This window comes from Endozoicomonas sp. ALC013 (genome assembly GCF_049310205.1).
Classification (GTDB): domain Bacteria; phylum Pseudomonadota; class Gammaproteobacteria; order Pseudomonadales; family Endozoicomonadaceae; genus Endozoicomonas.
Map to the genome: position 1 here is coordinate 1 of NZ_JBLYNS010000098.1, position 19,977 is coordinate 19,977.

The 19,977-nt window shown below is 47.7% G+C and carries 25 protein-coding genes; 16 read left to right on the forward strand and 9 right to left on the reverse strand.

Annotated elements, in window-relative coordinates; genetic code table 11:
- The 6 genes from sctE to ACO6V1_RS16325 all read left to right on the forward strand — a co-directional run.
- A partial coding sequence (gene sctE / locus ACO6V1_RS16300; RefSeq protein ID WP_422467669.1) for a type III secretion system translocon subunit SctE occupies positions 1–312 on the forward strand: 312 nt, incomplete at its 5' end.
- Between the two features lie 47 nt (positions 313–359).
- Positions 360–1,892, forward strand: coding sequence for a hypothetical protein (locus ACO6V1_RS16305; RefSeq protein ID WP_422446242.1), 1,533 nt, complete (start codon positions 360–362; stop codon positions 1,890–1,892).
- A gap of 98 nt (positions 1,893–1,990) precedes the next feature.
- Entirely contained in the window at positions 1,991–4,573 is a 2,583-nt protein-coding gene (locus tag ACO6V1_RS16310; RefSeq protein WP_422446240.1) for a TyeA family type III secretion system gatekeeper subunit, read from the forward strand.
- Positions 4,574–4,582: 9 nt separating this feature from the next.
- On the forward strand, positions 4,583–4,951 hold the full coding sequence (locus ACO6V1_RS16315) for a hypothetical protein (protein ID WP_101745965.1): 369 nt from the start codon (positions 4,583–4,585) through the stop codon (positions 4,949–4,951).
- 85 nt (positions 4,952–5,036) lie between these two features.
- A complete protein-coding gene (locus tag ACO6V1_RS16320) occupies positions 5,037–5,459 on the forward strand; it encodes an EscI/YscI/HrpB family type III secretion system inner rod protein (RefSeq protein ID WP_101745964.1) in 423 nt (140 codons plus the stop codon).
- A gap of 273 nt (positions 5,460–5,732) precedes the next feature.
- A complete protein-coding gene (locus ACO6V1_RS16325; protein ID WP_422446237.1) occupies positions 5,733–7,127 on the forward strand; it encodes a tyrosine-type recombinase/integrase in 1,395 nt (464 codons plus the stop codon).
- Between the two features lie 16 nt (positions 7,128–7,143).
- Here the strand turns inward: ACO6V1_RS16325 and ACO6V1_RS16330 are convergent, their stop codons facing one another.
- Genes ACO6V1_RS16330 through ACO6V1_RS16365 form a run of 8 tightly spaced genes read right to left on the reverse strand, consistent with a single transcriptional unit; the run spans position 7,144 to position 12,689 of the window.
- Complete coding sequence (locus tag ACO6V1_RS16330; protein WP_422446235.1) at positions 7,144–7,503, reverse strand: helix-turn-helix transcriptional regulator; 360 nt, start codon at positions 7,501–7,503, stop codon at positions 7,144–7,146.
- On the reverse strand, positions 7,455–8,684 hold the full coding sequence (locus ACO6V1_RS16335; protein ID WP_422446233.1) for a Rha family transcriptional regulator: 1,230 nt from the start codon (positions 8,682–8,684) through the stop codon (positions 7,455–7,457). Before ACO6V1_RS16335 ends, ACO6V1_RS16330 begins: the two co-directional genes overlap by 49 nt.
- A gap of 34 nt (positions 8,685–8,718) precedes the next feature.
- Entirely contained in the window at positions 8,719–9,039 is a 321-nt protein-coding gene (locus ACO6V1_RS16340) for a hypothetical protein (protein ID WP_422446231.1), read from the reverse strand.
- A gap of 9 nt (positions 9,040–9,048) precedes the next feature.
- A complete protein-coding gene (locus ACO6V1_RS16345) occupies positions 9,049–9,558 on the reverse strand; it encodes a single-stranded DNA-binding protein (RefSeq protein ID WP_422446229.1) in 510 nt (169 codons plus the stop codon).
- A gap of 2 nt (positions 9,559–9,560) precedes the next feature.
- Positions 9,561–11,279, reverse strand: a complete 1,719-nt coding sequence (locus ACO6V1_RS16350) for a YqaJ viral recombinase family protein (RefSeq protein WP_422446227.1) — start codon at positions 11,277–11,279, stop codon at positions 9,561–9,563.
- Positions 11,280–11,283: 4 nt separating this feature from the next.
- Positions 11,284–12,063, reverse strand: coding sequence for an ERF family protein (locus tag ACO6V1_RS16355; protein WP_422446225.1), 780 nt, complete (start codon positions 12,061–12,063; stop codon positions 11,284–11,286).
- Positions 12,053–12,364, reverse strand: a complete 312-nt coding sequence (locus ACO6V1_RS16360; RefSeq protein WP_422446223.1) for a hypothetical protein — start codon at positions 12,362–12,364, stop codon at positions 12,053–12,055. The genes ACO6V1_RS16355 and ACO6V1_RS16360 overlap by 11 nt, the downstream gene beginning before the upstream one ends.
- Positions 12,357–12,689, reverse strand: coding sequence for a hypothetical protein (locus ACO6V1_RS16365; RefSeq protein ID WP_422446221.1), 333 nt, complete (start codon positions 12,687–12,689; stop codon positions 12,357–12,359). The genes ACO6V1_RS16360 and ACO6V1_RS16365 overlap by 8 nt, the downstream gene beginning before the upstream one ends.
- 185 nt (positions 12,690–12,874) lie before the next feature.
- Here ACO6V1_RS16365 and ACO6V1_RS16370 point away from each other — a divergent pair, with 185 nt between their 5' ends.
- On the forward strand, positions 12,875–13,354 hold the full coding sequence (locus ACO6V1_RS16370) for a RusA family crossover junction endodeoxyribonuclease (RefSeq protein ID WP_422446219.1): 480 nt from the start codon (positions 12,875–12,877) through the stop codon (positions 13,352–13,354).
- On the opposite strand, the gene ACO6V1_RS16375 is transcribed toward ACO6V1_RS16370, so the two are convergent.
- The gene (locus ACO6V1_RS16375; protein WP_422446217.1) at positions 13,349–13,975 is read right to left on the reverse strand and encodes a helix-turn-helix domain-containing protein; all 627 of its coding nucleotides are present in this window, start codon (positions 13,973–13,975) and stop codon (positions 13,349–13,351) included. The two genes, ACO6V1_RS16370 and ACO6V1_RS16375, sit on opposite strands and share 6 nt — an antisense overlap.
- 180 nt (positions 13,976–14,155) lie before the next feature.
- Between ACO6V1_RS16375 and ACO6V1_RS16380 the strand changes: the two genes are divergently transcribed.
- From ACO6V1_RS16380 to ACO6V1_RS16420, 9 genes are all read left to right on the forward strand, one after another.
- Positions 14,156–14,425, forward strand: a complete 270-nt coding sequence (locus tag ACO6V1_RS16380; RefSeq protein ID WP_422446215.1) for a hypothetical protein — start codon at positions 14,156–14,158, stop codon at positions 14,423–14,425.
- A gap of 41 nt (positions 14,426–14,466) precedes the next feature.
- A complete protein-coding gene (locus ACO6V1_RS16385) occupies positions 14,467–14,775 on the forward strand; it encodes a hypothetical protein (protein WP_422446213.1) in 309 nt (102 codons plus the stop codon).
- A complete protein-coding gene (locus ACO6V1_RS16390; protein WP_422446211.1) occupies positions 14,772–15,866 on the forward strand; it encodes a hypothetical protein in 1,095 nt (364 codons plus the stop codon). Before ACO6V1_RS16385 ends, ACO6V1_RS16390 begins: the two co-directional genes overlap by 4 nt.
- On the forward strand, positions 15,751–16,308 hold the full coding sequence (locus ACO6V1_RS16395) for a replication protein P (protein ID WP_422446209.1): 558 nt from the start codon (positions 15,751–15,753) through the stop codon (positions 16,306–16,308). Before ACO6V1_RS16390 ends, ACO6V1_RS16395 begins: the two co-directional genes overlap by 116 nt.
- Before the next feature lie 88 nt (positions 16,309–16,396).
- Positions 16,397–16,900, forward strand: a complete 504-nt coding sequence (locus ACO6V1_RS16400) for a DUF1367 family protein (RefSeq protein WP_422446207.1) — start codon at positions 16,397–16,399, stop codon at positions 16,898–16,900.
- Between the two features lie 7 nt (positions 16,901–16,907).
- Entirely contained in the window at positions 16,908–17,219 is a 312-nt protein-coding gene (locus tag ACO6V1_RS16405; protein ID WP_422446205.1) for a Ref family recombination enhancement nuclease, read from the forward strand.
- A 61-nt stretch (positions 17,220–17,280) separates the two neighbouring features.
- Positions 17,281–17,820: a hypothetical protein gene (locus ACO6V1_RS16410; RefSeq protein ID WP_422467671.1), complete on the forward strand. Its 540-nt coding sequence runs from the start codon at positions 17,281–17,283 to the stop codon at positions 17,818–17,820.
- 563 nt (positions 17,821–18,383) lie between these two features.
- Positions 18,384–18,794 carry a PIN domain-containing protein gene (locus ACO6V1_RS16415; RefSeq protein ID WP_422446199.1) on the forward strand — a complete coding sequence of 137 codons (411 nt, stop codon included), beginning with the start codon at positions 18,384–18,386 and terminating at the stop codon, positions 18,792–18,794.
- 152 nt (positions 18,795–18,946) lie between these two features.
- Positions 18,947–19,813, forward strand: a complete 867-nt coding sequence (locus ACO6V1_RS16420; RefSeq protein WP_422446197.1) for a GIY-YIG nuclease family protein — start codon at positions 18,947–18,949, stop codon at positions 19,811–19,813.
- Positions 19,814–19,977 lie beyond the last annotated feature (164 nt).

The window sequence follows — 19,977 nt, forward strand, 5'->3', positions numbered from 1 at the left end:
AAGACAGCCAAGATGGCAGCGATTACCACCCGCTGTACCCAGGCCGCCAGACTTACTGGTGGGGCTGCCATGATTGCTGATGGTTCGGTCAATGTTCACATTACCAACCTGAATTATGACGCAGATATGTTAAGAGCCGAGGCGAAAGAGCTGTATGCCTGGATGCTGGCCAATCAGCATGCCATCGATAATCTGACTGAGGATATCCAAAAGGTTATCGAAGATATGCAGCAGGTATGGCAAGTCATGACCAGCATGATGAAAGACAACCACGATACGATGACCAAGCTCAATAGCTCTCTCAAAGGATAATTAATAAAAGTTGCTTTACCCTTAACACTGATACATGGAGGTAACTCATGGCCGAGGGAATTTCTAGTGCAGACCGGGCGGCACACAGTGCAAATATGCAGATGCTCCTTGAAAAACCAGCAACAGCTGACGCAAAGAAAGCGGCAATCAAAAAAGGCGATATTGACTTTCAGCAAGAGAGCGTCCGTCTCGCCTCAACCAAACACGCTAAATCCGAGGTTTTGAACGACCTTAACAAAGCAGGTCAACAGGCCAAGCCGACACTGGCCTCGCCCGATGATCTGTCACCGAACCAAATGACCAATGCCAGTAAAACCCTGGCTACTTTGTCCAAGTCAACCGACGAGGCCATGGAGTCAACCAAACAGCTGTTCACTAATATCCAGAATGGTACGGTGACCAAAGGAGAAACCGCAAAGCTGAAATCACAGGCCGCGCTTCTTGATGATGCTTCTTCGCACATGCAGTTGCTCTCCGGCAAAGGAGTGGAAACCTCTGCAGGAAAGCGGCAGGTACTGGCCGGTATGGGCAGCTTTCAGAAGACTCAGCTGGATAACCTGGAAAAGCTGTCAACCTCTAAAGATATCCAGACGTTTCTTGCCGATCAGCATGGAGGAGCAAAAGGTCTGGACCAGAAAACGGCCATCCTGAGATCTCTGGGTTTTTCAGACAGCCAGATCAAAACGATGATCTCTCTTGCGCCGCCGGATACTGACGGCAGTCGTCTGGATATGATGCGCTCAGCAGGCTCTGATACCAAGGCCGTTCTGCAGGCGCTGGGGTTTGGTGCCGATACGGCCAAAGGGCTGGCAGCACTATTGAACGGCAAACTTGGTCAGCTTGGCAGTGCAGAGCAAAAGCAGCTGCTGGCCAAAATGGGCTTTGGCCAGGAGGAAATACAGGTCATTCTGCAAGCCAGCAATCCTATTTCATTAAAGAACCAGTCCGCCCTTATGCGTAATGCTCCCCAGGGACTTTCACAATTTCTAATGAACAGCAGCAAGGGAATGAACCTGCTTGCTGCTGGTGAAGCCTTTGCGGATATGAAAGTGCTTGAGCAGTTGGTGGATATCTTTGCCGTGATGGAGCTTCTGTTCAAGATGAGTGCCAATCAGCGTGCTGCCTCAAGGGAGTCTCGTTCCATTGAGCAGCAGGCGGCAAAATCTGAGATTCTCAACCAGGCAGAAGAAATGAAGAATGCAGCCCTGATGACTGCCATTGGTGGCTGGGTCAGTGCTGGTACCAAGATCATTTCCGGTGGTATCCAGGTTGGTATGTCAGCTAAAGCCGGTGGACTGGACCAGGGGAATATGCAACGGCAGGTAGCAATTGGTAATGGTCTTTCCCAGATGACCGCTGCAAGCGGTGATATGATCAAGGCTGGTACAGACTACCAGGCAGGCATGCATCAGGCCCAGGGCAAATTACACGAGGCAAACCAGAGAATGCATGATTCTGCTGCACAGTCTGATAGCGAGTTTATGAACCTCCATCAGGATATGGTGAAAACGGTGATCAGCAAGATGGATGAGATCATCCGCTCATGGTTTGAAACGCTCAAATCGACAACAAGAGCCTGATCACAGGTCAATCTGAGCTTGATGACATAATCAAAGGACGTGGTTTATAAGATGTAGCCAACCCTGCGGGTTGGCTTTTTCTTGCACAGAGGGAACGCATGGGTAATCCACTTGGAGGAATACAAGCCTCAGCAGCGGTGCAGCAGATGCAGGCTCCCGGTGCGGCTGGTGAGAGCGCAGCTGGCAAGGCTGGGAAACTGTCAACCGGGCAGGGGGTAGAAGCCTCCAATCAGAAACCATCGATGCTTTCCACTGCCGATGCTGCGGAAGAACTTACCAGTTTGTTGGCTAAGTTCAAGAATCCAAAAGACATTGAAGCCGATAAGGGTAAATCGTCAAGTGCACGGCAGCTTGAATTAATTGAAAAAATCAAGAATGTTGAAGAAGTTCCTGAAACACAGGATTTCAAAAGACGCTTTCCTAAAGAATCAAAAGAGGATTATCGACAAGAAGACTATCTGAAAGGGGCCAAAGAGGAGTTCAAGGACCCTTATCACCAGTATCTTGCGCTTTATGAGATCGCTGTTGATTTTAAAGCCGATCCTGACGCCCTGCCTAAAGATGAAATTTTTAAAGCCATTGAAGCGCTTGAAAATGAGCATCCTCAATATATTGAGATTGGCAGAGAGATCTCAAACGCTGCTGGTAAACTGGCCGAGGACTACCATCCCGGTAAAACCCCGGATGAAGTTCGTTCGCAGTTATACGGTCATGTCAAGGATCATAAATCCCTCGGCGCAGCATTTAAAGACCTGACTAATAACCTGGGTGGGGTGGATGCTGATCCAAACAATAATCAGGTGGCGACCGGTTTTGAGAACTCAGTCGATAGAAGGCTCAGGTTTTTGAGTGGCGAGTTGAATTCCATGACGTCTTCAACGGAAGACACCCACCTGCGCTCAGTGATTAATGATATGACGACCTTGAAAAGGCTGGTGGGTATCCATGATTGCTGTATGGAAACACAAGGGGAGATGAGAAGGCCACCGGTTAGTATTGGGCAATTTGATGGTCAGAAATATATGACCAATGTTCTGGATTTATTGGATCAACAGTTTGTTTCAGGAAGTGACTTTACCAATTTAATTAAGCAAATGGGGTTGAGTGAGCAGCCCGTTGAAGTCAGAACGGCCTTCATGAATAAGACCGCGACCTTGATTCGTGAGATTCCGGAAGAAATTTTTGCCAATGAACAAATTAAAGAAAGCCTGAGTCAAGCAATCCTGGAAGTACAGGATAATCTGGTTTTGGAAGAAGAAGGTTCGGTGAAGACGGATGAAAATTACGGCAAGGGTGGAGAAACCGAAGTCTCGGAGGATGCGTTAAAAGGTTTTCTTGGTTCAAACAGTATTATTGATGATTTGGGTCGTGAATTCAAAGGGGCTCAGGAACCAGATAATCCGTTTATGGCATCCACTGGTGTTCCCACTCTTGGAGCTGGAACGACGCAGCCTGAGCCTGCGGCACAGGGTGAAATGTCAACGACAGCAACTAATGCCACCGTTGATCCGGCAACAGCCACCTCCCCTGAGGTGACTGCCAAAGGAGGTGCCAATGGGGCAACCGAGGTGACGGCAAAGGGCAGCTTTGATGGGCTTTCCGATCAAGAGCTCATACAGAAACAGGATGAGTTACTGGATAAGGCCCGGGATTTGCATCAACGCAAGGATACCAACTTTGTTTTTGACTGCTCATTAACTGCATTGCAACATGCAGAAGAGAATGGTGTTGATATTATTGATGCGCTGAAAGATGTCGCCAGCCAACGGGGTAAAGCCTTTGCCAAAGATCTTAAAGTAGCTATTACACCCGAAGGGGAGGGCAGAGAACTGCAGCTTATCCCGCCAGATACCAAAGCGCTGGGAGAGTGGGTGAAAACTCATCCTGGTCAAAGTGTGAATGATCTGGTTCGTACGGCAATGGAAGTATTGAAAGAGGATCGTGGTCCGGATTTAGATCTTGAGCAGTTAGAAAACAATCTTGCCAGCCTTAAATCAACCATTGCTGAAATAGATTCGAAAATAAAGAAAAGGCCATCTAAATCCTTTCGAGACAGTGTGTCTCCTCACCTCAAAGAAGGTCCCTTCAGTGCTCGTTTGAAGTCGTTCTTTAAGCATCCGTTTGACCCTGTTAGTGAGCCAAAAACACGTCCGCTGGGTACTGATATCTTTGACCGGATGGAATACTCCCACACGTTCAGCATCAGGGCTGAGGAGAAGAGCCTGTCTGTTGAGTCAACCTGGGATGAGTCTGATGGTCAGGATGCCGCGGAGGGTATGCAGGTCCAGGCAACCCTGGATGCAACGGGAAATCAGGAGGTAGATGATGGAATGACGGTTGAAGCAACATTTGAGACTGACAATGCTTCAGTTCCGTCAATTCCTGCCAGGGGAACCGCAGCGTTTATTGCCGCTAAGGTTCAAGGGCAAGTGGAAGGGGAGTTATATGGTGATATTGGTGATGTCCTTAAAGATATCCAGTCAATGGCAGGGGACAAGGCTCAGTTAGAACAGTTACTTGGTTATATGGATCAAGCAAAAGAATCACAAATTGAAATACCTCTACTGGGTGGTAATGAAACCAGGATCGAGACGTACATCCAGTCACTGGTTGATCTTCAGGGGGCTCCGCGGATGAATCCGGGAGGATATGAACCACCAGCGGGTGAAGTGAAAAGTTAAGGAGGACGAATGGATTGGCGTAATAGCGTAGTCTCTGAATTTGCTGAGGCCATGGGTATCAAGGGGTTCGATTTCGGTGATACCGGCGTAGCATGCTTTGAAATTGAGGGTGCCGGATCCTTTTATATGGAACAAAAGGAAGAGGGTGTTTTGATGTATCTGGCCCGGGAGATTGACCCCTTTAACAGCCTGCCCGTTTTAGAAAGTGCACTGGCAGAGTGCCATTACAAAAAGAGCTTTCCTTATCCCTTACAGGTAGGCCTTCAAGAAAATCAACTGGTTATCTGTTTGTTTGTGGATGATTCTGATTTCAACCGCCCCAGTGTGGAGCGCGCTATGCAGTTTTTGATGAACAAGGCAGATGAGCTAAAATTGTAAGATAAAAATATTAAAAAGGTGTTTTAAAACAGATAAGAGGATTTGAAGTACCTCAACCAATCAATAATGAATAGAGGTTACTATCATGGCGGACAATATTATCAAGACGGGTAATCTGGCAGATAAAGCGCTGGAAAAAACGCAGGAAGGCTTTGCCAATCCGAATCAACCAGAAGATGGGGCGGCAGGCCGTTTCGCCCAGCTGGTTTCGCCAGATGGAGCCTCGCAGGCGGCGAACGTTAAACCTATTGACGTGGCAGCTAATCCGGATGCCCCGGCCCTGACGCTGGGAGATAAGGTGCTTCAGGGAATGCAGGGTCTCAGGAATCATGTGGAAGGCAGGGCTGACCTGGTCAAGCAGCACCTGGCACCCGGTGAGGCGATGGGGATGAAGGATATGTTCAAAACTCAAATGGCTATGACCAATCTGATGATTACTGAAGACTATATTGGGAAGATTGTCAGTAAAAGTACTCAGACATTCGATACGCTGTTACGTAACCAGTAATACCCTTTAAACTCCAATTATCCATACGATAGTCTATTAAATTCCATAACGACCAAAGTTACTGAAAACAAAGCGTTTTCAGTAACTTTGTTGCTCTCCCATATGTCACTTGTTTATCTATTGAGAACTAACAGTGACAGATTTTGTCTATTTTTTTGTGCACCAAAATGACAATATTGTTGTGTACCATAAAAATCTGTGTACCAATAATGTGTAAATAGTCAAAAAACGGTATATAGCAAAAAGTAATCAATACCAATAAGAGGAAGTAACGTGCTGAGTGATAAAGAAATTATTCGCATGCATCAGGGTGGGTTTACGGGTAAAAAGGAATTTAAAGTGGTGGATGACGGGGATGGTTCTCTGGCTATTCGCTTTGTGAAAAAAGGTGTGGATTTATATTTTAAGTACCGTGGTGATAAAGGGTTTAAGTACACTAAAGTTGATCGTCATTATTTGGGGAGGGGAGAGGGAATTACCATTGATAAAGCGTTGGAGATTTCCAGAACGGCTGGGTCCATAAAAAATAGCGGTGGTGATTTTATTGGGTATATCCAGACTGCTGTTGGAAAAAAAATAGATGATATAAAGCCGGGTAATGATGTTGAAAAGCCATCGGGATCGGCGGCCACATTCCATCAGTTGCTGAATGATTATTTGGAGCTTCATCTTAAAGGTCGGCGAAGTTATAAAAGTGCAAAAAACTCTTTAAAGAATCATCTGTTTGAAGTGAAGCGTTTTCAATTTATGCTGAAGTTGCCGGCAAATGAAATTCAGCCCTCCCACATTGTTGATATTATTTCCCGACTTATTCATGAAGTGAAGGTGGGGCAGCAGTGCAACAGGGTAAGAAGTATGCTGTCGGCGGCATTTGGTTGGGGGATTAAACATGATCATAATCCCATATTTCAAACCAAAGAACGTAAGCATCTTAAATATCAATTAGAGTACAACCCGGTACAGAACATTCCTGAACAAGGGCATTTGGAAAAAGCTGGTAAGGGCCAGCTGACGGATCGGCAGATATGGGAAGTGTGGCATTTGGCTCCGACCATCATGGGAAAGCCTGGTCTGGTTGCGCAGCTGCTTTTGGCTTTGGGTGGTGTCCGTCAGGAGCAACTGATTACTACACCCTGGGAAAAGGTAACGCTGGAGGGCAGCTACCCTCATATTTTGCTGACCAACGCTAAAGGCAGGTCCAATTATACCGCAGGAGGGCGTGACTATATGGTGCCCTTAAATGAGACAGCAGTGGCATTGTTTTCCCATCTGAAAAGGCTGTATGGTCATTGTGCTTATCCGTTTCCTGGTGGTACAACCGGGCATGAATCTCTGGAAAAGTATATGTCTTATGCTGCATTTAACCGACCTCTGAGCCGGTTTCAGAAGCATCTGAAGAATGTCGTAGGTTCACCTTCTGGCTGGTTTACGATTGGTATGATTCGCGGCAGTATCTCCACCCGGATGAATGAGGCGGGTGTTTCCAAAATGATAAAAGAGAAGATTGCCGGACATAACCAGAGTGACGTTACTACGACCCATTATGATATGTGGGAGTTTAAAAAGGAAAAGCGAGAGGCTGCGGACTTGTGGGAGTCTTATCTGAAGAAAATTATCAGCCTGCCCTATGAAGAAGTGACAGACCGGTTACCGGAAGAAATGGTGTAGCAAGGGCGTCCTTGCTTCACCAGTCACGTTTTCCCTCTACCCATTGCAATACTTCTGCTTTTCTCCAGGCCACTTTGCGTGGGCCCAGTTGTATTTTTTGCGGGAAGGAGCCTTGGGCAACATAGTTATTGATTGAGGCCCGGCAGGCTTTAGTCAGTTTTAATACTTCGTCCATGCGGATCAGTTCTTCTGCCTCTTCCATGGCATTTTTTTGAAAGCCTCGTTCCAATGCTGAATAGAGGGTGACCACTTCACCGTTGGTCAGTTCTACAAATGGAATGCCCAGTTTGTGCAGGTTTTTCACAATTTCTTTTTTGCTGGAGAGATTCATCCATTGTGACAGGGATTTAAGATTAAACAGCAGTCCATTGTCCATGCAATATCCCCGTTATAAAAAAACTTCAAAATGTCATAGCCCAATACCGGCCGGGCATTGCTGGTGGTTAGTCGTTTACTGCTGTGGTTGTGGAATGTTTTTTCTGAAGGATCGTACATCAGGCCGTATTGCCAGCCCTGATCGGTTAGCAGGTATTTTCCCCGTTTACCCTGGCCGGTCCATTTGATGATGCGATGTTTTTCCAGTATTTCCACCACGTACTGGCGGCTTTTGCCGATAAACTCGCCCAGTTCAACCAGAGAGAAGTAATTTTCCAGCCCGTAGCGGTTTCGCTTGCGTTTTTGTTTTCGATGAACGGGCTCAATATCTGCATCCGAGCCTATTTCCACAGGCGTAGTAGGATGGCGTTCCTGATCGATCAAGCTGTTCGTTGATTCATCGCCGGAAATGGTTGGGCTCAGAAGGTTCAGTACCTTTTGGTACCACTTTATCTGTTTAACCGGGGTGCCGGAGTTGTGAGCTTTTCCGGTATCGAGGATTTCACAAAGGGGCTGGCCCTGATCGGTGGGTATCCACTGGTTATCGAATTTGCTCTGGAGTCCAGCTACTTCCAACTGCTTGTTCACTTCTCTGGGGTTGGTGGGGGGTGTCATCATCTGGCCGAGCTGGGTGGGGGTAAAGGTCATTTCCTGAACGGGAGAGGGTAGGATTTTCTGGCCCATTGCTTCTAATGGTGAGAAGCCAATCATGTTTCGGGTGGCGTGATCTGCTGAGATGAGGGCCGCGTTGCCCGAGAACCCAAAAGCTTTGGCCATTTCCAGGGCTTTTTCGGATATCGATATTTGATAAAGAGGGTCGGGTTCTTTTTGTAGTTGGACTAATGGAGTGGACTTTTCGCATTCCAGATCAAACCATCGGTGGATGACTGCTGCCCGACGCTTAACATCGTATCCGGTTATTAGAATTTCAGTTTCAAGCCGGGGTAGCAAATATTCATTTTGCTTGCGATTCATAGAGTCCAGATAGGTGTGTCCATATTTGGACGCATCTTTCTCCAGTTCAGCCATCATGTTTTCAATGTCACGTCGGACATGCTGATGCTGCTTTTCAGTAAGTTCAGCAATCTCACGGCTGGACATAACTTGTGTTTTGCTTTTCTCAACCAGTTCATTAGGGCGTTGTCCATATTTTCCGCTGGTGGTGTTTGTCGTGCTGTCCATTGCGTTTCCCCGTCTTATTTTTTTCGCATTCAGGTCAGTGGGTACTGCCAGTCATTTGCACGACAGGATTCTGGTTGTCCCTGATGCGTTGCAGGATCAGGCCGGTGATCAACATGGATTGAGGCAGCGCCTGCGCACTATTGATGCCAACGGTGATGGCCACGATTAGAGCGGTCATTTCGATCATGACAGTTTCCGCATCCAGTGGTTGGCCATCCATTTCATCGCTGAGGCGGTCGGCAATTATCAGTTTTTCTGCCAGTTCGGCTTCTTCTTTTGCTGTGCTGTAGCCTTGGGCTTTCTTGTGTTTGATTTCCATGGCAAGGGCCAGGTCGTCTGCATTCAGCTGGTTCATGTTTTTTCCTCAGAATGGAATTGATTCGTCGTATTGGTCGTACTGTACCTGCGCAGGCTGGGGCTGTTGCTGGTGGCCTCCGTTACGGGCGTTGGCGTATTGGTTGTTTTGCTGTGGTGGTCGCTGTTGTCGTGGATACTGCTGATGTGCGCTGGTGTTCTGGTTTTGCGGGAGGGTATCCAGAAACTGGAGTGAGCCATTGAATTGATCCACGATAATGTCGGTGGCGCGGCGCTTCTGAGAGCTCTGCTTGTCCTGCCATTCCCGATAAACCAGCTCGCCTTCCACGTAGATTTTGCTGCCCTTGGTCAGAAACTTCTGGGCAAATTCCGCCATCTTTCCGTAGACCTTGACGCTGTGCCATTGGGTTTTCTGCTGGCGTTGTCCCTGTTTGTCTTTATAGGTGTTGCTGGTGGCCACCGAGAGCGTGGTGAGCTGTGAACCATCGGGAAAAAACCGGCTTTCCGGATCTTTCCCTAGATGACCAATAAGCATTACTTTATTCAGGTCTCTCGCCATGATCAGGCTTCCTTAAGTTGTGGTTGGGTCATCAAGGTTTTGATGCCGGTACGGCGGATGACCAGTTCTATGTGGTATTCGTTGCCATTCTGATCAAAGCGGTAGCAATCCAGCGAGCTTTGGCCGACCCACTTTTCTATGGTGTGAATGTCGTTAGTGAGAATTTCTTCTGTCACCTCGCCTTCGGTGTAGAGCAGGTCAGGCTGGTCTTCCTGTTTCTCTGCAGTTGGTATTTTTTTGTCATGCTGTTCTTTTCGCATGGGTTCCTGTGCAGCTGTGAAGGGTAAGTCTTTGGCTTCTTTACGATTCGCTTCTACCTGAGCCTTTTGCTGTTCTTCCCTGCGTATTTGCTGGCGCTGGGCTTCAAGCTTGCTTTCTTCTTCCTGGCGAATCCGTTCACGCTCTGCTTCAAGGCGATTGGCTTCGGCTTCTTTGTGTTCACCGATGCGGACTTTGATCAGGGCCGTGAGGTCGTCATGGTCTTTGCTGATGAGATGTTGCAAGTCGTTGAACAGGAAGTGGTGGTCTGCGGCCAGTTCGTGGTAAGTCCTCAGGTTCTTTGACAGGTGGCGTTCCAACTCTACAGCCTGAATTTTTGCTTTGGCCAGGGCGTCGTTGATGGCTTCCTGCATTTTGGTGAATGAGGATTTGCCCTTGATTGTTGCTGCAAAGTCGTCATTGATACCGGTAAGGGGCAGGGAGACTGGCGATAATTTCCGGTTTAAATCAGCAATCAATTCTATCAATTCAAGGTGAGCAGCCTGTAGCATTTCCGTCTTGCGCTCTTTCTTGCGAGCCGTTACCAGTTTGTTGAGCCACAGTCGTTTTTTCCGCATGGTGTCTTTCAGGTGGTCCACGGTGCGGAATAGTTGCTCGATTTCAACGGTTTGGGACAGGGCGTTTTTCTTGCCGGTTTCCAAGGTTTTTTCGGCCTCTGTGAAATACTTCACCGCTTCTTCAGCATTGGCAAAGTCCTGATCGGTGTTCAGGTCGGTGTTGACCGCTTCTATAACTTGTAGGGCGTGGGCTTCAAAGGCTTGTAGGTTGGAGTGAATGATTTCTCCGGTAAGGTTTATGTTCAGGGTCGGGCATTTCATAATGACTTCCCCTTTTGCTTCAATGACTTCGGGCTGGATGGGTTTGTCACCATAGGCTTGCAGGTCTTTATCAAATTGTTCCCAGCCTGCAATAAGTTCACGGCGGCGTACCGGATCGGATTCGTACCAGCACCAGTGCAGGGTATCCAGGGTGCCATCGGAGCAGGCGAACATGACCCGTTTGGCACCGCTGACCAGCAGTTGCTGTTCAAGCTGCCAGTAGTGAGAAGAAGCGATGTTTTCATCGTCGATCATTGCAGCGACTTTCTGGTTGAACAGTTTATGTTCAAACAGGGCGTCTCCCATCATGGTGACGCCATCGAAGCTGGCCAACAGGGGCAGACCGTTGACTTCTTTGGTGCCGGTGGCGTTGTAGAGTTCTTCACCGATGATGTCTTCTGCCAGTGGTCGCGCCTTTTCTTCTGCATCATGGCCAAGGTTGAAGCGGTACTGCATAGCCGGTGTCACGTCTTCAGTGATACCGGTGGCTTTTTCAGCAAGCAGGGCATCCCGGCTTTTATAAGGGGAGGTGCCCATCATAGCTGGTGCTTCACTGGCGGTGAAATAGTCACGTCGCAGGCGCAGCCATTCATCGCTGCCTTGTTCTACTTTATGGAGTTTCATGGATTTATTTCCTTTTTATAGCGTGGATTTTATTGATTTGTGATTGGCTCAGGGTGAACCGGGATTTCAGCATGATGAGAATGTCTTCAGGGGTTTTCTGACCGTTTTCAATGGCGCTCTTCCAGCTTCCGAAGTTGTTGTTAAAGCGTTCTTGCGGGTAGGCATTGTTGGGCTGACTGGTGGCCGTCGTAGTTTGCGGTTGTGCTGTTTGGTCGTAGTGACCATCGTTGTCTTCATCCACGGTAGCCAGACCAAGCACCCCCGTCAGGGTGTATTTTTTCAGATAAGAAAAACTGGAGGCCAGTTGCTGCATGGGGTTTTTGTTGCCAGTCATATCTGGCAGACCCGCCATGGAGCATGACTCAGAATGACCGCTGGAATGAGTCAGGATGCAGGTGACAGAGATCACCTTTTCATTCATTACCTGTTCAAACCGATAGGAGAGGCCGTGCTTGTGCAGCACTGGATTAATGGCTTTCACTATGTCATCCATGGCGGCATAGCTGTATTGCATCGTGCCGCCCTTGTTGGTGTTGAAAGAGGTTTGCTTGGATTTTTTTACGTTGGGCATCTCAGCCTGAAACCGGGCAAACGCCTGGCTGAATTGCTTTTGTGCATCGTTGCGTTCCCACCGTTCCTGTAGGTCCATTAACCGTTCCAGCTTTTCTATGTCGGCATTCTGGCTGATGGCCAGTTCGATGAGACGGGTTGGTTCGTTGGTGGGTGCCGTTGGTAGACCCTCGGTTGTCTGGACAGCGAGTGGTGCTTTTTTTTTAGCTGGCATGGCGCAGCCTCTCATCACGTTTGATTTGTTGTTGTCTGGCGTCGATCCGATCAAACAGGTCAGCAGACAGCTTGTCCCAATCATCAAAGTGGTAAGGGGTTTCGTATTTCTCACGCCACTGGGTAATCACGGTCTCAATAATGTCACCCAGCTGTTCCTGCGGTGTTTCCAGATCAATCGTTTGTAGCAGCTGGCGCTTCAGCCTGGAAAAATGGGAAAAGTTGTAGCGTGGTGAATTGTCTTCAAGCCAGTCACTGATGGAGTGACGGACACAGCTTTCCAGCCGGTTTACTTCAGCCATTGCAATAACCTCTTTTGATGGCGTAGTTGATGATTTCCCAGCCGGACAGCCGGGAGTTTTCGTCGTTGCAGTCCGCCACAAGCTGTTTGACAGCCAGCCAGCGGAAGCCCTGCATCGGGTGAAATTCTTCAAGGGTTAGAAATTGAAGGAATGAATAAGCGGTGAATGTCCCTTCACGGGATACGTTGAATTGGCCTTGGGATTCCAGAGACTTTATGAATCCGTTTTCAATGGTTTCCAGATAGGATTCAACGCCTTCTTCAAAAGCTTCTTTGGCATCCATGGCAGCAAGAAGCCTGTCTTCGTGGTGCTTTACTGCTTGCATATTTTGATCCGTTGCTTTGTTTATTTATTAATTAAGTAATATGTATAAACGGGAAATAAGCTTCCCGCAATCGGGAAGTGATGAATTTTTACATTAATCATCGGTTATATGATAGATTTTATTAATTATTATGTGGGGCTTGGGTTGTAGGGAGATGCAACGAAACAAAGGAGCAAAAAAGAAGCATGGATGGCGTTGATGAATGGCTGGAAGTCCTTCCCGTTAATGTGCAAATGGAAGTCGAATCAGCACGGAAAAGGGATGCTGCAAGTGTATTTATTGGTATGGCTCCGGTCAGTAAGGGGCGGCCACGCTTTACCAGGCAGGGGCGTTGTCACACACCAAAGGCAACACAAAATGCAGAGAATCAGGTACAACGGGCGGGACAGCTCTGTCACCGGGGCGAACCATTGACCGGTGCACTGGCCGTTCTGCTACTGGCGGTGTTTCCGATCCCTGCGAGCTGGTCAAAGAAAAAAAAGCAGGAGGCAGAGGCGGGGATGGTACGGCCTGCGGTGAAACCGGATTTTGATAATGTGGTGAAACTCTATTGTGATGCTCTGAACGGAATTGTCTGGGAAGACGACAAGCAGATTGTTGATGGCCGCTGCATTAAGGTGTACGGGCAGCGGCCGGGGGTGTTGGTGTTGAGCTGGGGTTTATAGGGGGGAGCTGTAGCCCACGGCGGTACCTTTGAATACCTCCAGAATATCGCCTTCATAATTGAAGGTCAGGGATGTGTAGAGGGGGTTGCCCACCATAAAAATATGCTCGTTTTCGCTGATGCGTTTCCATATCCGCAGCATTAACCGGCCATTGTGCTGGATGAGCAGCACCTTTCCCGGTTTCGGTTCGGTATCCACATCAATCTGCACTGTACTGCCTTCCGGTATATTGAGTTTTTCCCCGTTGTTGGGGTCAATCATGCTGTCGTTATCGAGCTTTATCAGATAGCTGTTCTCGTTGCCGGATTCAATGATCCGTACTCCGGAGTCGGCCTGCTGTGCCTTGTCAGCTTTTTCATTGATAAAGGCTTTCAGGTCATCTAGTGAGAGTTTCGGGATGTGATTGACTTTCAGGGTTTGCTCGCCGGTATCCAGCCAGTGGGTCGTGGTATCCAACGCCTCGGCCAGTGCCATCTTTTGTTCCAGCTTGGGTTCGCGCTGGCCGTTCATCCACGCATTGACCGTGGTTTTGCTCCAGCCGACTCGCCTGGCAAGTTCCACGTCGGACAGCTTCAGCTCTTTGGCTTTTTCCCTTGCTCGCTCAGACCAGTGAATCGTCACGTTGTTATTCCGTTTTCCAAGTATTGGTTAGTCATATCACCTTAAAACAAATCAGCCTTTTACCACATAGAAGCAAAAATGAATCACGGTTCTGGCGTTCCGAATTTAGGAAAAGTGTTGAAATTAAATTCCCGTTATTGGGATACTGGCGGTGTAATAACCCAAAAAAAGGAAGTCTGTATGGATGGCTTTATCCCCTCAATATCCCTGGTGCCAGCCAGTATCCACTGGATTTGCAGGAAAATCAGCGACGCTACACAGGCCGATATGGACTTTTTGTTGAGTATGTCCGCTTCCGAATACGGGAAGATCGAAGCCGGTTTGCTGACCTGGAAAGATGATCAGGCTTCAGTCTTTGACCTGCTGGACATTACCTGGGATCAGTTAGACCAACCGCTCACAGAGTATAACCACAACCACCGGGATCGGGCGATGGGGGAAGTATTGTGATTTCCCGGGTTATTTATAAAAAGAAAAGGACGTATGCACCAATGATAACAAAGACGACCGCACAGGCAGCCAAGGTCTTACCACAGTCACTGAAACGATTGAGATGGGAAATACAAGACAGGGATAAGCCGGTGGTGATCACAGAAGACTGCTACGGAGAACTGCGGCAGCTCTTTCCCGATGTGGATCTTGACTGTGAAATACTGAACGCACACCAGTATTACGTCACCACATTTACGGATACGTTCAGGGATGGCAGGCACCTGAGAGGTTTTTTAATAAGCTGGGGGCGTCGGCACCAGAAGGAATTCGATCGGGCAGCCAACTGGTTTGCGGAGGTGGACGAATGAAAGCCTTTGGCAAGATCGAGAGCCGGTTTTGGGATAGTTTGCGCCATGAGCAGGTTAGCGATCAGGGTAAGTTGTTGGCGGCTTATCTGTTGACCTGCAAGCACGGCAATATGCTGGGTATTTTTAGTCTGCCCCCGGCGTACATCATGGGTGACCTTGGCTGGGATGCATCAATGGTGTCACGAACACTTCACGAACTGGTCACGAACGAGTTCCTAACCACCGCCGAAGAGCATGATTACCTCTGCATCAACAAATTTATAGACCATAACAAAACCGATAACGTGGCACAGATGGATGCACGGTTGCGTCTGTTTCTGGATCTGCCTCGTACCCTGCCACGCACTTTGCTCCCGGTCATGGGCATCGTTGAGCAGGAATTACTGAGAGCCAGTAATTACAAAGCTTCCAAGGACACCAAGGGGCTTGTCGAACAGGTTCGTGAATGGTTCGGAAATGGTTCGTCAAAAGTTCGCCCAGAGAATAAGAGAAATAGAGAAATAGAGAACGCTTTAAAAACTATGGGTACATCCGACGATGTACCCGGTCAGTCAGACATTGCCCCCGCAGTTGCCACCGCAGCACCAGAATTCCCCGACCATTTTGAGCAATGGTGGGCACAGTACCCAAACCGGGAAGGTCGCAAGGGACACAAGCGACAGTCTTACGGGAAGTACAAGACCCGGATCAAGGAGGGCGTCAGTCAGGAAGCTATGCTCGACAATGTGATGCGCTATGCCCGTTACTGCGATCAGACCGGCAAGACTGACACCGAGTACGTGATGCAGACCCTGACTTACCTGAACGACCCCGATAACGTAATCAGCCAGTGGATGGTGAACCATGAAAACCGGCAAGGAACTGCTGAAAAACCCAGCCTCATTGATCAAGTCTACGAAGCGAACAAGCACCTCTACGAACCAGAACACGACAATGGCTATCACCCCGAGAATGATAGCGGACCTGTTTGGAACCATGACGGGCATATTCGGGGCAAAGTGGACACGGGAGCACGGACTGGTGGATCGGACGGGGCAGTGGCTGGAGACCCTGAAGGACTTGCACCCCAACCAGTTGGCGATGGGTACTAACCGGGTTCGGTTAGGGGGTAAGGACTGGCCTCCCACTGCTCCGGAGTTTCGCAAGCTGTGTCAGCCATTGCCAGAGGAAATGGGTTTGCCCACGTTAGGCAAAGCCTGGCTGGAAGCCAATGAGTTTGCTGGTCAGCCCAACCACCACGAATGGAGTCACCGGGCGGTGTATCTGGCCGGGCATGCCGCTGGTTGGTATGAACTGAGGAATGCCGGTACCGCTGATGAGTGTCGGGAAGTGAAGCGCCGGTTCGGAGCAGCGTACCAGAAGCAGGTTAACCGTGTATGTCAGGGCTTGCCTCTGGAAGACCAGTTATCCATTGAGTATCAGTTTGATCCGTCCACCCATTCGGATCAATTGCAGCGGGACACCATGGAGAAACAGGGCATTGATCCCCTGGATGGTGAGGGAGCTAGGGCAAAGCTGCAGAAAATGTTTTGATGAATGAGCTAAGGGATGGCGCGATGCTGGCGGTAGTCTGGGTCTCGTTGGTGATAATGGGCTGCTGGATTTTTGTGGAAACGATCTGATGGGGGCTGAACTGGAACTGGTTCGCAGCTATCAGCCACAGCCGATTTTGTTGCCTGTGTCTGCTAGCGATGAGCAGTTCATTCTCAAACTGAAGCCGGGGCAGATGATCAGTGCTGAGTTTCGCAAGACCCGCAATGGCCTGTTCCATCGCAAGTTTATGAAGCTCTGCACTCTGGCTTATCAGGTGTTTGAAGAGTTACCACAGGCACCGGTGAGGATTGCCGGTTCAAATCAGTGGGTCACACCAGCGCCTGATTTCGATGAGTTCCGTTATTGGGCCATGGTCAAGGCTGGATTTTATGACGTGTTTGGTTATCCGGATGGCAAGGTGCGGGTAAGAGCCAGAAGTGTCGCTTTCCGGAATATGGATCAGGTGGAGTTTGAGAAAGTGTACTCAGCGGTGCTGGATGTATTTCTCCGCTATGTGCTGAGTCCAAAGCGTGGCTGGAGTCGTGAGCAAGTGGATCAGCTGGTTGAACAGTTTATCCACTATGACGAATAGGTGACGGATGACCAAGGCAGAAAAGGGCTATATGGCAGCTGTTGCGCAACTGGGTTGTATTGCTTGTCGGTTAAATGGGTTTTCTGGTGTGTTGGCAGAGGTTCACCATCAACGCAGTGGTACTGGATCTGGAAGACGGGCCAGTCATTTTGACACGATGCCGTTATGTCCTGGTCATCACCGGTTTTATCCTGATGCTATACACGTCAATGCAACTCTGTTTGTAAAACGCTATGGCACAGAAGCTGAACTGGTCAGGCGTACCCGTGATGAGGTGCAGCGTTATCGCCAAACCTTTGTGGGTTATATCGGAGTCTGAAGATGTTGTTTGCTATGGATTGAAGTTCGCACAAGAACAAGCCTTGAATCAGGAGAATACCATGTACTTTGCCCTCGAACCTGCGTTGATGCGCATTTTCGGAACACCTGAGCTGATGATAAAAACCGCCAGCTGGCAGCAGGATATCAACGCTGGTTATCGCAAGACAGCCGTTGCGCCAGAGCATCGCAGCACCAGGGATGAGCGACTAGGTGATGATGGTATTCGTAAGGGTGAGTTGCGGGAAAGAATGCAGCCGGAACTTTTTGCCATTTTGACGATCCGGTATGACGATAATCAGGCAAATCGTATTCACGCATGGCAGCTGATACAGCATCACCTACGAACAGATCAACGGTTGCCGAAACCCCTTCGCTGTAATCCGGTGCTGCTGAGACTCTGGCTAATGTACGAACTCCAACACAACTATCTGAGGAAAAAAAGGGGGGGCGTAGGGGTTGAGATCAAGGGACGGAGTGAGCGGACGATGTTCCGTTGGAAAAAAGCCTGTCTTACGGTTTGTGATGAGTGGGTAAATCAGGCGGAAGATAAGGCTCAGCACCTGTTGGAACAGATGGGCGTCATTCATTTTGAGTATTAACTTGCAGCCTTTCCACTTCTGATCTTGGTTATATACATTGAGTTGGGTTATGGAGAGCAGCGTATTTTTTAACAATAAAACGCAGGCTGTCAGAATTCCAAAAGAGCTTGTCTTTCCTGGTACGGTTTAGTAAGTCATGGTGCGTAAAGGCTCAGTTCCAGATAAGTGTTGGTGCTTTTCCACAAAACCTCTGACAGTATGCTGTGGTGAGGAAAGCGGCAATTCCGGAAAACTACCGATTTCTCTGGCTTTGGGGAGTGGACCAACACTTAACCTGAACTGAGCCGTGCGTAAAGAAGGAAAAGCCATTATCCTGACGCCTGTCGAAGACTACTGGGAAGAGTTCCTAAAGGTGGAACCCATTGATGGTTTGCCAGCGAGAGCAACCAGCATGCCAGGATCGGGAGGACTTTTAAGTAGCTAACCATATGAAATCATATATTTCTGACTCCTTGTTCAGACACTATACTTCGTTACAACTCCGGTCACATAACTACGGCTATGCTCCCTCCGTTGTGCCTCGCATAGCACCTGCCCAAGTAGCCAGAAATATGTGATTCCATATGGCCAGCTACTTAATGGCTGAATACATAGTTGATACTGACATTTGTAATGCGGTTTTAAAACATAATCGCCCGGTCATTGATAAGTTTATTGAGCATCAGGGAAAGGTCAATGTTTCATCCATTTCCTGTTACGAATTGCAGTTTGGCACTGAAAAAGGCGACTCTGAACACAGACAGTCCAAGGAAAGTAAGCTGTCGTTCTTTTTAGAGGGGGTGAACCTGATCGACTTTGATTGGGCAGCCGCCCGGGAGTCAGCAAAAGTCAGAGAGGAACTAAGAAGTGGGCAGCAGATCGGTGCTTATGATACTTTGCTGACAGGCCATGCCAGAAGCAGGGGGATGGTCACTTATAATCAGCGGAAATTTTCCAGAGTTTCTGGATTACAACTTGCCGATTGGCTGGGCTGAAAAAAGAGTGATGTGAACGCCCAATTTCAGCAGAACGAGCGAAGCGAGTGTCCGTTAGAATTTTTTTTAGATTGCAGTTCATGGAACTTTTCATAGTTTAATTAGTCCAATATCTCAAATGGATTCTATGTAAGCTGAACCAACGAAATTTTATGACTGCAGGATACGTTTATATTCTTAAAAATGAAGCATTCCCTGATCGCTTAAAAATCGGGTACACAAAAAAGACACCTGAAGAGCGCATAAAAGATAGTGACTTAAATAATACAGGAGTTCCACTTCCATTTAAGGTTGCCTATTGGGTTTATTTTCAGAATGCAAGAAAAGCTGAAAGTCTTATCCATCGTAGCTTGGCAGCTTATCGTCAAAATAAAAAAAGAGAGTTTTTTAGCTGTGACATAGATATGGCTATTGATGCTTTCATGTCAATAAATATGCCGTATAGCAATATCTTTACTGATAAGTTTTTACAGAGTGAAATTAATAAAATAAAAACATTAGACGAAACTGATCACAACCAAGAAGAGAAAAATAATAAAGTTACCACGCCTAAAAAATCGAGAAATAATTTAGTAACTGATCAAAATTCGGTGGGAAATTTCGCAAAGATACCGATGCAGCCCAGTAAAATCAATGAAGATTTTTCAGAAAATGTATTTTTACCTACAAAAGATAAGCAGTTACATGATTATAATGCAGAAGAAACAATTTATAAACTCGAAGATAAATTCAGAGCCACTTCTTACATTGTAATGGCTTTAGTAGGATGTTCCCTTTACTTATTACTTTCAAGCAAAACATCTATTTCTGACGGTGATGCTAAAGGCATTGCTTTTATTTTTTCATACCTTCCAATTTCTTATATACGGTGTTTTATACAGATTAGAAGTATTTATTCATTATTTCGAAAAAGAGTAATCACGTTCACTCGAATGCTGAAAACAGAACCTTGCGTATTTTCTCTATGTTATTCACCATTTATTACGATAGCTTTGTATCATCTTGCCAAAGCAATCTAACAAAACTTTATCTGTAGCTTGACTCATAATGTCAGTATAAGTACGGTAAAAGCTCATGTTGGGAAAGTTCCCGATAACGCACTTCCCACTGCTTGATTCATTCAAAGAAACCCGGCCCTCATTGCCGGGTTTTCTTTTTTTTATCCCTCCAAACTGAACCACTA